The sequence below is a fragment of the Paracoccus aminovorans genome (genome assembly GCF_001546115.1).
GTDB classification, from domain to species: Bacteria; Pseudomonadota; Alphaproteobacteria; order Rhodobacterales; family Rhodobacteraceae; genus Paracoccus; species Paracoccus aminovorans_B.
Genome location: NZ_KQ955212.1, coordinates 1 through 12,339 on the forward strand (window position 1 = coordinate 1; position 12,339 = coordinate 12,339).

Annotated in this window: 15 protein-coding genes and 2 pseudogenes; 6 read left to right on the plus strand and 11 right to left on the minus strand. The window is 62.7% G+C overall.

The window, feature by feature from the left end:
- Positions 1-189 (plus strand): annotated as a pseudogene (locus tag ASV56_RS21795) (IS6 family transposase); the annotation flags it as partial.
- A gap of 4 nt (positions 190-193) precedes the next feature.
- On the opposite strand, the gene ASV56_RS23205 reads toward ASV56_RS21795, so the two are convergent.
- A complete protein-coding gene (locus ASV56_RS23205; protein ID WP_082724970.1) occupies positions 194-391 on the minus strand; it encodes a hypothetical protein in 198 nt (65 codons plus the stop codon).
- Positions 392-526: 135 nt separating this feature from the next.
- Entirely contained in the window at positions 527-1,408 is an 882-nt protein-coding gene (locus tag ASV56_RS21800; RefSeq protein WP_062564072.1) for a recombinase family protein, read from the minus strand.
- 226 nt (positions 1,409-1,634) lie between these two features.
- Between ASV56_RS21800 and ASV56_RS21805 the strand changes: the two genes are divergently transcribed.
- A complete protein-coding gene (locus ASV56_RS21805) occupies positions 1,635-2,702 on the plus strand; it encodes a hypothetical protein (protein ID WP_062564073.1) in 1,068 nt (355 codons plus the stop codon).
- 91 nt (positions 2,703-2,793) lie between these two features.
- Here ASV56_RS21805 and ASV56_RS21810 read toward each other — a convergent pair whose 3' ends face one another.
- Together ASV56_RS21810 and ASV56_RS21815 are read right to left on the minus strand one after the other, a co-directional pair.
- Complete coding sequence (locus ASV56_RS21810) at positions 2,794-3,300, minus strand: PIN domain-containing protein (protein WP_062564074.1); 507 nt, start codon at positions 3,298-3,300, stop codon at positions 2,794-2,796.
- Positions 3,297-4,376: a helix-turn-helix domain-containing protein gene (locus tag ASV56_RS21815; RefSeq protein WP_253880239.1), complete on the minus strand. Its 1,080-nt coding sequence runs from the start codon at positions 4,374-4,376 to the stop codon at positions 3,297-3,299. Before ASV56_RS21815 ends, ASV56_RS21810 begins: the two co-directional genes overlap by 4 nt.
- A gap of 109 nt (positions 4,377-4,485) precedes the next feature.
- Between ASV56_RS21815 and ASV56_RS21820 the strand changes: the two genes are divergently transcribed.
- Entirely contained in the window at positions 4,486-4,710 is a 225-nt protein-coding gene (locus tag ASV56_RS21820) for a DUF2188 domain-containing protein (RefSeq protein WP_062564112.1), read from the plus strand.
- Between the two features lie 18 nt (positions 4,711-4,728).
- Positions 4,729-4,938, plus strand: a complete 210-nt coding sequence (locus ASV56_RS21825; RefSeq protein WP_062564076.1) for a hypothetical protein — start codon at positions 4,729-4,731, stop codon at positions 4,936-4,938.
- Between the two features lie 145 nt (positions 4,939-5,083).
- Here ASV56_RS21825 and ASV56_RS21830 read toward each other — a convergent pair whose 3' ends face one another.
- The 7 genes from ASV56_RS21830 to ASV56_RS21855 all read right to left on the minus strand — a co-directional run bounded on the left by ASV56_RS21830 (position 5,084) and on the right by ASV56_RS21855 (position 10,303).
- Positions 5,084-5,623: an efflux RND transporter permease subunit gene (locus tag ASV56_RS21830; RefSeq protein WP_062564077.1), complete on the minus strand. Its 540-nt coding sequence runs from the start codon at positions 5,621-5,623 to the stop codon at positions 5,084-5,086.
- Entirely contained in the window at positions 5,620-6,006 is a 387-nt protein-coding gene (locus ASV56_RS21835) for an efflux RND transporter periplasmic adaptor subunit (RefSeq protein WP_062564078.1), read from the minus strand. Before ASV56_RS21835 ends, ASV56_RS21830 begins: the two co-directional genes overlap by 4 nt.
- 28 nt (positions 6,007-6,034) lie before the next feature.
- On the minus strand, positions 6,035-6,205 hold the full coding sequence (locus tag ASV56_RS23845) for a hypothetical protein (RefSeq protein WP_156429280.1): 171 nt from the start codon (positions 6,203-6,205) through the stop codon (positions 6,035-6,037).
- A 328-nt stretch (positions 6,206-6,533) separates the two neighbouring features.
- Positions 6,534-7,592, minus strand: coding sequence for an NAD/NADP octopine/nopaline dehydrogenase family protein (locus ASV56_RS21840; RefSeq protein ID WP_062564079.1), 1,059 nt, complete (start codon positions 7,590-7,592; stop codon positions 6,534-6,536).
- Positions 7,593-7,606: 14 nt separating this feature from the next.
- The gene (locus ASV56_RS21845; protein ID WP_062564080.1) at positions 7,607-9,007 is read right to left on the minus strand and encodes an FAD/NAD(P)-dependent oxidoreductase; all 1,401 of its coding nucleotides are present in this window, start codon (positions 9,005-9,007) and stop codon (positions 7,607-7,609) included.
- Positions 9,004-9,294 (minus strand): (2Fe-2S)-binding protein, encoded by a 291-nt coding sequence (locus ASV56_RS21850; protein ID WP_062564081.1) that lies wholly within the window; start codon positions 9,292-9,294, stop codon positions 9,004-9,006. The genes ASV56_RS21845 and ASV56_RS21850 overlap by 4 nt, the downstream gene beginning before the upstream one ends.
- Positions 9,275-10,303, minus strand: a complete 1,029-nt coding sequence (locus ASV56_RS21855; protein ID WP_082724971.1) for an NAD(P)/FAD-dependent oxidoreductase — start codon at positions 10,301-10,303, stop codon at positions 9,275-9,277. The genes ASV56_RS21850 and ASV56_RS21855 overlap by 20 nt, the downstream gene beginning before the upstream one ends.
- Here ASV56_RS21855 and ASV56_RS23210 point away from each other — a divergent pair.
- Positions 10,277-11,037 (plus strand): annotated as a pseudogene (locus ASV56_RS23210) (IS5 family transposase). The gene ASV56_RS21855 and the pseudogene ASV56_RS23210 sit on opposite strands and share 27 nt — an antisense overlap.
- Positions 11,038-11,167: 130 nt before the next feature.
- Positions 11,168-12,315 (plus strand): IS3 family transposase gene (locus ASV56_RS21875; RefSeq protein WP_437435906.1). Its coding sequence is split into 2 segments (ribosomal slippage): positions 11,168-11,423 and positions 11,423-12,315, totalling 1,149 coding nucleotides; the frame shifts between segments, so codons are not numbered across the junction.
- Positions 12,316-12,339 lie beyond the last annotated feature (24 nt).

Here is a 12,339-nt window from a genome sequence, read left to right on the forward strand (position 1 = left end):
CGACGGCGAGAGAAGATCATGGGACGCTTCAAGTCCCAACGACAGGCGCAGAGATTCCTCGCCGCCCATGACCAGATCAACACCCTCTTCCGTCCCCGCCGCTATCGTCTCACCGCATCTTCATACCGCCACGCACGGGCTGACGCCTTCAGCCTGTGGAACGACTATGCGCTCGAGATGAACGCATAAGCGCTCACGCTTCGCCCCCCTTTGCGCCCACAATTACCCAACTTGGCAATGCCAGTTCAGCAGCTTCGCCGCTAGTCAAAGTGCGCATCACCTTCTTTGCATCCGGAGGGAAGTGGGCAGCGCGCTGAGCATGCAGGTTCGACGCGAGAAGTTCCGCGTAGTGCCCGATGGCGATGTCTAGATCCTGCTCTACTTCGCTCATGTCTGCCCCGATCCGTGGGCGCGTTTTTTTATGTGACCGCGCGTTATTTTTCGAGACTATTGCCCGACCAACCAGATTCGTGCAAGCACTTTCTAGATTTAGTGGCAATCGGTTAGGCCAACACAAGTGTGATCCTCAGAGGAGCCCCAGCTTTTCAGCACGCTCCAGCAGCATTCTGACTGAGGAAGGCTGCCAGCTGGTGCGACCGCGAGGGGTGCGCTCACGCATGGATTCCAGTCGGTCGCAGATTGCCTGCAAGGTGATCTCGGGGTCAGCACCTTTGATTGCGGCGACAATCACAGGCAGGCGATCGTCGGTTTCGCGACGTCCAGCGCGTCCAAGCACTTCAGCGGGCAGGAATCCGTCCGCCACGTATGCCTTCACGGCGCGGAGCAGGCGGCTTTGCGTCCAGCGCCGATCATGGGGCAGGGGGCCATTGATGATCCGCAGGACGTCTTCCCAAGCCATATCGGGGCGCAAACGGCGCACATGGGGCACCCAATCCTGCGCAGTTTCGTTCAAGCGCTCCATGTAGCCGTCCTGTCGCGCCAGCCGCACCTTGCGCAGCGCTTCAGGGTCCTTGGCGCGAAGACCTGGGTTGCCGCCGATGCGGCCCTTTGAGCGTGCCGAGGCAAGTCCGGCTTTGGTACGCTCGCGGATCAGAGCGCGTTCGAACTCAGCCGCAGCGCCCAGAACCTGCAACGTGAACTTGCCCTGGGGCGAGGCAGTGTCGATCGGGTCCTGGAGCGAGCGGAAGAACGCCCCCTTGCCCTCCAGTCTTTCGATCACCTCAAGTAGGTGCGACAAAGACCGCGCAAGCCGGTCGATCCGCACGACGATCAGCGTGTCGCCCTTGCCAATCCGCTCCAGCACACGTGCAAGCACGGGCCGCGCGCGATTGCCGCCCGAGGCGTGCTCTTCAAAGATCTCGGCGCATCCCGCAGACTGCAGTGCCTCAGACTGGGGCAGGGGGGTCTGATCCTCGGTGGAGACGCGCGCATAGCCAATCAGGGGCATGAAATTGGGCCGTTTGCAATTTAATATATCGCCAATAAACGACCGTTTGTAAACGAATGCAAGTAGGTGCTCTCTCGTCGTGCTCGTCCAAAATCCCTTGGTTTCCTTGCGCTGAGCGCGATCTGAGAGATTTCACCGGCAGTCGCGCGCGCATACAATATAAAGAGCGAAGGCAACCGCCTCAAAATCACTTGGGTAATGTGCAAAAGAACAGTATTTTGCACATATGAAGACCCAAGCATCCACTTTTACTGATAACTTCAATGATCCCCTCATCACCATCGAGGAGGATGAAGCCACTCACGAAGAGGATCTCTGGTTTCTGCCGGGACCACTCGAAGAAGAACCGGATAATTTGCCTCTCGGGCCACGGACAGAACCGCCCGACACTGCTGTCATAGAAGATTGGGCAAAGGCAGAAGGCGTTCACGCTGCGCGACTCGCACGGGTTGCTGGACGCCTGGGTGCTCTGGATGACCGGCTGCTGCGTGGCCCGGAAGGCTGGCGGCATCGCCTCGCTCTTATCGAGGCAGCGGACCTTAGCTGGTTCGCAGGGGATCGGGTGAGTTCTGATCGTCTGGCGCTTTGGATATCGATGCGGCTGTCAGGTGCACAGGATGACCCAAATGCCCTGGCAAGAGTTGGATGGGCTGTTCGGCGCCTGACAGGCGGTCCCGGTCCGAAGGCTGACTTGGCCGCCTTCCTGGATCGCCGCGATCCCGAGAACATTGAAGACAGCGCTGAACGTTTCGAAGATCGCGCGGGCGGATGGTTGGACGTAATGGCTGCAGCAGCCGATCTCCACCCGATCACGCGTGCTTGCATGGGCTTTCATCTCTGGAGCCTGGCTGGCCTCGGACAGCGCGGCGACCAGATGGAAGCCGCCGTCACCGCGTCCAGGATCGCGGCCAGCGACGGAAGCGGCGCCGTCTTCGCACCGCTCGCCATGGGCGGGGCAGGGGGGCTGCGTGTTAGTGGTCCCCCGGTCGAGCGCCTCGCTCGTTGGCTTGAGGGAATGGCGACGTCGTGCCTGACTGCGATGCGGCACCTAGATGACATCGAGTCTTGGTTTGTGCGGGCAGAAACCGAAATGTCGCCGCTCTCGGGTAAGACCCCTCCGGCGCTGCTCGCCACACTTACGGAATGGCCACTCGTTTCTGCGCCAATGGCCGAGGCCATTACAGGCGCCAGTCGAACTGCCGTTCAGCGCAACCTTGCTTGGATGGAAGCGCGAGGGCTAATCCGTGAGGTAACGAGACAAGGGCGCTATCGGTTGTGGTGCACCGCGAACTGAATGCTGCTGATGGGCTTTCCGAATTCCTTGACGCACTTCTGTCCTCCATAGACCTATGCCCAGAAGGTGAGATGATCGGCAATCTCTGCAGCTATGCGCTGAAACGGCGCAGCCGCTTGTCGATCTCAGCCACGGGCAGGAAGACAGCATCATCCGCGCGCCAGACCTGCAGCGCGGAGATGAGAAGCTCGACTTCGCAGACACCGGCCGCGTGCAGTTCGTCAATGATCCAGAGTACGCCATGAACGCGCACGGCGCGGGCGGTGGCCACCTTGCGCAACAGGTTGTCGCCGGTCAGGAGGATACCGTTCTCCTGGCAAGTTGTCGTCACGAGGGCGAAGCAGTCGTTGGCCGACAGGCGGCTATGCTCCCGCTTCAGCGCGAACACCCGCGCAACCTCTTCGCCTGGAAGGTCATAGGTGGCGAGGCCACCATCTTCGAGCATCCGCCATTCCTGCGCCGTGAAATCGAGGAGTTCCTCCTCGCGGATGGGCAGAGGCACAATGAACCGATAGGGCAGCCTCAACAGGACGTGCAGCAACGCCCCTTTCTTCAAGTCGATCAGACATGACGCATCATTGACGACGATACAGGTCACTGGTCACGCGGCCCCCTGATGTCACGTTCGACAACGCTCAAAGGGAGCCCGAGCATCTGGGCAGCGCGAACAGGCGAAATCAACTCCTCGCCGAGCGCGCGCCAAACGAGGCGCTCGAAGCGTTGCGGCTTCTCGAAGGCTGCGAAACCCTCACCGGGACCGATAGGCTCCGGCTCTTCGCGCCGCCAGCTTCGCGCATAGGTCTTGAACGCATATTCCACAGCGCTCTTCGACAGAATACCCACTTGGCCGAGCCGCACGAGCATCGCGGCGGCAGAGACTCCGTAGGTGCGCTTGAGCCGCATGATCTCTATCCAGGTCATGCCGTGCCGGTTCCGGCCAGCTTCCTCTTCCAGATGCTCGCGCGGGATAAGAAACGCCCCCGCGAAGCGGTGCATGGACGGCTCCTTCTTCAGCGCGACATTGCCGGTCTCGATGATGATCCGATGCGCGAGCTCATGGGAGAGGTTGAAGCGCTTGCGCTCGACATTGGTGTGCCGCGAGACGACGATCACCTCAGTCGGTGCACATTCCGCCCGCTCAACATGACAAGCCAGCCCGTTAATGCGCTCAGGTAGATCGGCCTCGATGACCTTGAGCCCCTTGTCTTCAAGCAGGGCGGTCATGCTTGGGATGGGGTCGATCCCGAGCTTCCACTCGCGCCGCACGTCCCGCGCTTTGGCGTCGATGGCCTCTTCATCGGCTACCATGTCCACGCGCAGCGCGGCGAACGGGTCTTCAGCCGGATGCAGGTCGAGGATGTCCTCGATGGCGAGATAGTCTTCGAGCTTCTCGATAACGATGGCTTCCGCCATCGCGCGATCCTGCGCCGAGGCAGTCGAGTTCTTCCGCCACTCGACGCTTTCCAGAGCTTCGACCTGGCCACCGACAAGAAAATCCAGCGACACGCCGAGCGCCTTTCCGAGGCCGACCAACACCGACGAGGACGGCATCATCTTGTCCGCTTCGTATTTGCTGATGGCCTGCGCCGACACGCTTGGGGTCACGCGGTCGGCGAGAGCTTGCATGGATAGGCCAGCCCGCTTGCGGGCAAGCCTGAGCCTTTGTCCGAACATGGTCCTCTCCCGGCGGTTGTTGTTTTGGTTGATAAGCTCCATTCTATAGTATATATTTAAACACAAGGTTGGCGGAATCGTCAACCGAAATCGACATATGGAGCTTAAAATGTCTAAGAAAAATCAGCATGTTGTGCTACATCAGGGCGGTTGGGCAGTGAAGGGGGCGGGCAACTCCCGCGCGTCTTCCGTCCACGGCACGCAGCGCGAGGCCATCGCGGCCGCGCGAGAATCCGCCATGCGCCAGGGCAGCGAGATGCTGATCCACGGCGAGAACGGTCGCATCCGCGAGCGTAACACCTACGGCAACGATCCCTTCCCTCCGAAGGGCTAACAGAAAAGGAACGACGCGATGGCTCGCATCGAAATGCGGTTCAATGGCCGCAAGATCACCTCCGCCGCCCAGCTTCAGCGTGAGCTGACGCGCAGCATGGAGAAGCACGTCGAAGACAGCCTCAAGAAAGCTGCCGGTCCCGGCGTGCGGATGAAGAAGACCCGCGAAGGCTACAGCTTCGAGGGCTCGCCCGAGCAGATCGAGCGCATGAAGAAGCGGCTGCGCTGACGTGGCCGTCGAAGCCGCCCACAGCGTCTTCGCCTCCCCAACTGGATTGCCCTTTCGGCTGGCAATCATCAACTCCGGTCGCTGAACCGCCGCTTGTAGCGGGAGACGGGAGTCCTTTCTCAGGCAACCGCCGTTCATACGACATTCAGCCATCCCTTCCGGCTTCGGCCCCTCGGATAGGAAGGCACATCAAAGCCTGTTCGATGTCGTTGTCGATAAGCCAGCTCAGCTCGGCCTCGTCCAGCCGCTCCGAGCTCACGACATAGGTGCTCAGCGGGGATTCGTTCAGTTCCGACTTGGTGACGGTCGGATTTTCCATCCCCGAGGGCAATTCGGACAGAACCTGATCGACCGCGCTCTTCACCTCGTCCAGCGCGACCTGAGAATCCTTGCCGATATTGAAGGCGACGTTGATCGATACCGAGCCGTCGGTGATCGTGGTCGTGACCGAGTCAAGCTCGGTCAGGCCGGTCAGCTCATCCTCGATCTTGCGCGCCACCTCGCTTTCAAGCTGCGCCGCGGCGGCACCGTCGAGCGAGGCGGTGATGCTGATCGTCGGCAGGTCCATTTCCGGGAAGTTCTGCACGTCGAGCCGGTTGAAGCCCATCAGCCCCAGCACTGTCAGCATCACGAAGACAAGGATTGGCGGAACCGGATTGCGGATCGCCCAGGCGGAGAAGTTCATTGGCTGACCTCCGCTGCTGCCGCGGGCGGGGTCACGACACTGACGACGGAGCCCTCGCTGAGAAAGGCGCCGCCCGCCTGCACGATCTGGTCCGTTGCCTCGATGCCCGAGAGAATCTCGACCCGGTCGCCATTGCGGCGGCCGATCTCGACCCGCTCGCGCGTGACCGTCGGCGGGTCCACGCTCTCATTCAGCGCGAAGACATAGGTGAAGCCGTCGCGCATCGACGTGGCCGAGGCCGGCACGGTCAGCGCCTCGGTATCGCCCAGGTTGAAATATCCCGAAACCATCATGCCGATCTTGGGCATGGGCGCATCGGCGGGCGGGGTCATCGCACAATAGACGATGACCCGGCCCGTGGTCTCGGACGCCCTGAACGGCATCAGCTTCCCGCTTACGCAAGAGGGGTGATCACGGCGCTTGCTCCGTGCGTCGCCGCTCGCTTAAGCCGATCAGGCTTTCCATCAGGTTGAGCTGGCTTTGCTGCAAGGCGCGGGTCATGCCGCGCAGGTAGCCTCCTGGGCTAATAATCGGATTTTTAGAACATAAATATTTAATATCAATTACTTGACTGGTTCTCACAGCACTATCCCCTTGCGGACGCTTCCACGGAAGGGTTCGGAGCGGCGAGTCTCATCACTGACGCTGCATGCCGCTATGCGGACGTAGCCAACATTCAGTTCGCTGCAGAATTCTCACCATGTCCCAAACTACAATCGACACACCAAGCGGAACGTCCCCCTACGCCAATGCGGCATATTGATCGGGATCGAAGATGGAAAGCCGACGTTGGCCATCGACAGGACCACAGAACAGGACTGGCAAGCATGGAAATGACGGGGGCCTCGCGCTTGCGCGGCAGCCTCAAAGTAAGTAGTTCCTTCGCGCCGTGGCATGGGCAAGGTCTATCTCAACTGCGATGAGCGGCATCCGCAGCGGTTTGAGATCGGGTCTCCTGCACCTTCGGCAGATCGATAGCGGCGAGGATGTCGTTTTCCGTGGTAAAGTTGCGACCGTAGCAGGCGTCGATCAGGGCAATGGCGCTTTCGTGCAGCGGTGCCGGAACGCTGGCGATGCGGGCCAGCGCCACAGTCGGGACCAGGCCAAAGGGCACGTCCTCGGTGACATATCGGGTATCGGCGCTATGCGGGCCCAAGGGATCGGTGCCGGCAGCGACGCGGGACTGGAACAGCGCCTCGATCGAGGCATGATCTGATAATGGGTCGAGCTGCGGCGCAATTGTCTTGCCGAAACCGGCCGCAATGGCCAGCCGCTCGGCATCCAGGGCCGCCATCAGCCGACCGACACTGCCTGTGACCATGCTGTTCTGGTGCCAGGTCTCGGCCCGCTCGATCCGGGTCAGGTTGCACAGAACCATTGCCAGATGCACCTGCGGGTTCAAATTGGACAGCGCGATCTCGAGCAGGTCGGCCTTGAGCCGGAAGCGGTCGCCAAAGAGCGCCCGGCAAGTCGCCAGCGCCGCCTCGGCCCGCTCGGACGGGATTACCGCCATGTCGACCTTGGGCCGCAGCGCGCCGATGCGGATATGCGGCGCGTCGGGCGACTTGCAGGTCATCGCCGTAGTGTTCCAGGCGACCAGCGGGATGGTCAGCCCGCGCTCGGCCAGCCGGCGCGCGAGATAGAGACAGGCAAAGGACAGATGGCTGCTGAAAATCACCGTGTGGCCTGCGGTCAGATGCGGCAGCAGCGCCTCCATGGCCATGCGATAACCGTTGGCGGGCAGGGCCAGAACGATGACCTCGGCCCGCGCCAGATCGGCGGCGTTGCGGGCGCTGCGTAGCGGGAATTCGCCCTGCAAGGCGCCAGTAACACGCAGCGTGTCTTGGTCGTGGAACGCCGCGAGGCTCTTGCCGCGGGGCGACCACAGCCGAGCCTCGTGGCCCGCTTCGGTCAGATAGGCAAGATAGGCCTTGGCGATATTGCCTGCACCGACGATTCCGACCTGCATCCGCATTCCTTTCTTCAAGCTTCGCCCAGAGTCCGCGCTTCACCCAGGGTAATGGGCTTCAAGGGCGCGCGGATGTTGAGATAGCCGACGCTACCCATCGGCTGGCCATGCGCCTCGGCGACCAGCGCTGCGACGGTATAGCCGCATTGCCTGCCCTGGCAGGGTCCCATCCCGGCGCGTGTGGCGATCTTGACTTGGTTCGGATCGGCCGCGCCGCGCGCGGCGGCGCTGCGGATGGCATCGGCGCTCTGGCATTCGCAGCGGCAAACCAAGGTTTCGGGCGCGGGCGAGAACACCTCGGGCCGCGGGCGATAGAGCGCGTCGAGGAAAGGCCGCATCGCCGCCAGCTTGCGCAGTTTCTTGCGAGCCGGGGCGGCGCCCTGCACGGCGCGGAGTTCGTCGAGCGCCGAGAGCCGGCGGGCAATGCCAAGGCCCGCGATCCGTCCCAGTTCCACCGCCGCGTCGGCGCCGAGGATGCCGCCGCCATCGCCGGCGACGAAGATGCCCGGCACCGAGGTTTCACCCCAGGCATCCAGGCGCGGCACGAAACAGGCCTGATCCTCGCGCCACAGATGTTCGCAACCCAAGGCCATGCTCATATGGACCGAGGGCACGACGCCCTCATGCGCCAGTAGCAGCCCGGTCTCGGCCTCGATCCGCTCGCCCGTGCCAGTGGTGAAGCGCAGGCGTTGCAACCGACCCTCGCCCAAGGCTTCCAGCCCGTGCGCGGCCTTGTAATGCGGCACACCGTGCCGGCGCAGCTTGCGAAACCAGGACAAGCCCTTGAACAGCCCCCTGGGCGCGCGCAGAAGTGAAGGCGCCATCGGCAGCGCACGGCGAAAGTTCGCTGCCGGCGCGGTGTCGATATAGCCGGCGATGCGGCCACCCTGATCCAGAAGCTGTGCCATGTAGAGCAGCGGCAGCGGCCCGGTGCCCGCGACCCAGACCGGCTCATCCGGGATGCTCTGCGCGGTCTTCAGCAGGATCTGCGCCGCGCCGACGGTCATCACGCCAGGCAGGGTCCAACCGGGAAACGGGTTCGGGCGCTCCTGGGCACCGGTCGCCAGCAGGATGGCCCGACCGTCGATGCGGCGCGATCGCCCGTTCTGAGAAAGGAAGACACGAAAGCCCGGCTCGATCTGCCAGACCTGCGCGCCAAGGAGCAGCTCAGCGCCGCTTTGGCGCAAGGCCTCGGTGGCGGCCGCGCCCTTGAGGTAATCTGGCCCCATTGTCCGGCCGATGGCGGTGCCGGCATTGCCCTCGATCCCGCGCCAGATCTGGCCGCCGAGGACCTTCTGTTCGTCGATGACGCAGACGCGCAGACCCTGCACTGCCGCCACCGCCGCGCCGGCCATACCGGCAGGGCCAGCGCCAATGACGATCAGGTCGTAGTCGCGGGAGGATTGCAGGCTCATGGCTGGTCGCTTTGGGTCAGGCGCTCGATCCGCATCCCGTCCTCGACGGGGATCAGGCAGGATTGCACGGCGGCCGATCCGTCGACTCGGACCAGACATTCGAAACAGACGCCCATCATGCAATAAGGCGCGCGGTCCTGGCCGTTGACCGGATTGTTACGGGCGCAATAGGGCGAAAGGCGGGTCAGGACGCTGGCCACCGTCTCACCAACAAAGGCGGCGACGGGGGTGCCGTCTACGGTTACGCCCAGCGTCGCGGGTGCGGCGTCAGGAACGCGCTTGAACATGGAATCGCTCCGTCCCGAAGGGTTGCAGCACTGCGGGGATGGCACCGGTTGAGACCGCCTCAGCCATCGCCCCGGCATGAAGGGCGGCCAGCGTCACGCCGGAATGGCAGATGGCGGCGAAGGCGCCGGGGTGGCGTTCGGATTGCACATAGATCGGCGCGCCATCGGGCGACAGCACGCGCAGTCCGGCCCATTGCCGCACGATGACCCGCTCGGCCAGCGCCGGGATGATCTGGGTGGCCCGGGTGGCCAGCTTGGCCGTCGCCTCGGCGGTGGTGTCGGTGTTGAAGCCGACATCCTCTTGCGTGGCACCGATCATCACCGTGCCTTCGCGGGTCTGGCGCAAGCCGCTGGCGGGTAAGGGCAGGAAGGGCACTGTGCGCTCGGTCACAAGAATTTGGCCACGTTGTTCATGCACCGGCAGCTCAAGACCCAAGGGCCGGGCCAGATCGGCCGAGGCGAGGCCAGCAGCGACGACGACGCGGCGGCAGTCATTGATGGCGCCGGCGGTCTCCACGCGGAAGCCATCGCCCTGCGGGGCAATGCGGCGCACCGGGTCGGCAAAGCGCATCCGGCCACCCATCCGCCCTACAGCCGCGTGCAGACTGGTCAGCAGGTGCAGCGGGTTGGAATGGCCATCATTATACCCGAAGCTGGCGCCGACCACTGTGGGACCCAAGCTGGCCTTAGGCAGCAGGCGTTCCAGTTCGGGACGCTCGATCATTTCGGTGCCGCGATCGGCCTGCGGGTTTTCGCGAGCGATACGGTCGTTCAGCGCGGTCCGCTTGGCCCATTCCTCTTCGCCGAGGCAAAACACCAGTCCGCCGCTCTGTTCGAAATCCAGCGGCAGGCCTGAGTGCTCGCACACCTCATGCGCAAATTCGGCCCAAGCTAGGTGGTGTTGACAAAAGGGATTCACAGGGTGGCCTGATCGTGATTCAAGCTGGTACCTGCAATGGAGACCAGCTTGGCACGAGACCTGATGTCGGACGAGGAATGGGCGTTTCATGAGCGCTTCATTCTGGCCGTGCGCGCCCCGAACGGGCGCAAGCCCGCAAATCACCGCCTTGTTCTTGATGGGATTTTCTGGATCGCGCGGACCGGCTCTCCTTGGCGCGACCTCCCAGAAGAGTTCGGAAAGTGGTCCAGTGTCTACCGCCAGTTCCGGCGCTGGACCCTGGCGGGGTTGTGGGAGCAGATCCTCGAAGCGCTGAACGAAAGTCGGATCGTGCCGGATGCGCTCCAGATGATCGACAGCACCGTGATCCGCGCCCATCATCAGGCAGCGGGCGCAAAAGGGGGACTCCAAGACAGGGTTTTGGCCGTTCAAGAGGTGGTTTCACGACCAAGGTCCACCTGCGCGTCAATGCTGCCGGGCTGCCAATGAGGTCGGACATCACGCCGGGCCAGACATCGGACTACCTGGGCTTTGATCTGGTCATGGACGACAACCTGCCGGAGCCTTGCATCCTGCTGGCCGATCGCGGCTATGACTCCGACAAGGTTCGCAAAACCATGGAGGCGCGTAGCATCCTGCCGGTGGTCCCGATGCGCAAGTCTCGCAGGCTCCGTGTCGCTGTCGATCGCAGGCTCTACCGGCTGCGGAACCTTGTCGAGCGGTGCTTCAACAAGCTCAAGAACGCTCGCCGTGTCGCCACCCGCTACGACAAGACCGCCGAAAGCTTCCTTGGCTTCATCGATATCACGTCGATCCGCCTCTGGCTCCGCCATTTGTCAACATGACCTAGCTGTTTGATCCCACGGTTTGATGGTGCGATCCATTCGTCGGAATGTGAGCTGCTCCCCGGAAATCGGACAGTGACGGAAGCTACGATCTGACGTTTGCTGGTCTCCAAGAACGAGGAGATCAGGAATGCGGAAACGCAGAAACCATGACGCGGGCTTCAAGGCGCGCGTGGCGCTCGAGGCCGTTAAGGGCGAGCGCACTGTGTCAGAGCTGGCGGGCGAATACGGCGTGCATCCGACGATGATCCATCAATGGAAGAAGGCGCTGCTCGACGGAGCTGCGGATATCTTCGAGCGCGGCGGCAAGAAGCCCTCGACGGAGGTGGATGAAGAGACGGTCCGATCACTGCATGCCAAGATCGGGGAGCTGGCTGTCGCCAACGATTTTTTGTCACGAAAGCTCAAGCCGTGGACCGGAAAGTGAGGCGTGGGATGATCGAACGGAACCACCCGGCGCTGTCCATCGGGGCGCAGTGCCGCCTGCTGTCGATCTCGCGCTCGTCGTTCTACCACGAGCCGGCTGGAGAGACGGATCAGAACCTCGGCCTGATGCGGCTGATCGACCGGCAGTTCCTCGACACGCCGTTCTATGGGGTTCGCCAGATGACCTGGCACCTGCAGAACGAAGGCCATGGCGTGAACCAGAAGCGCATTCGGCGGCTCATGCGACTTATGCGCCTGATGCCGATCTATCAGAAGCCCAACACCAGCAAGCCGAGGAAGGGCCACAAGACCTGGCCCTACCTGCTGGGCGGGCTGCGGGTGGATCGTCCCGGCCAGGTCTGGTGCGCCGATATCACCTACCTGCCGATGCGGCGCGGCTTCCTGTATCTGGTGGCCATCATGGACTGGTTCACACGCAAGGTTCTGGCCTGGCGCATCTCGAACACGCTGGAGGCCGACTTCTGCGTTGAGGCGCTGAAGGAGGCCATCCACCGCTTCGGCGCGCCGGGGATCATGAACACTGACCAGGGCAGCCAGTTCACGTCCTTCGCCTGGACAGATCGGCTAAAGCGCGTCGGCACCCGCATCTCGATGGACGGCAAGGGGCGGTGCATCGACAATGTCTTCATCGAGCGCCTGTGGCGGTCCCTGAAATACGAATGCGTCTACCTGCATGCCTGGGAAACGGGGTCACAGGCCAAGGCTGCCATTGGCCGATGGATCACCTTCTACAACCACCAGAGGCCCCACACCGCCCATGGTGGACGGCCACCCGCCGTGGTTTACTTCAACAATATCGAAATCGATCAGCAAGCGCAGGCAGTAGCTTAAATATCCCCGAAAACTGTCCAAGGA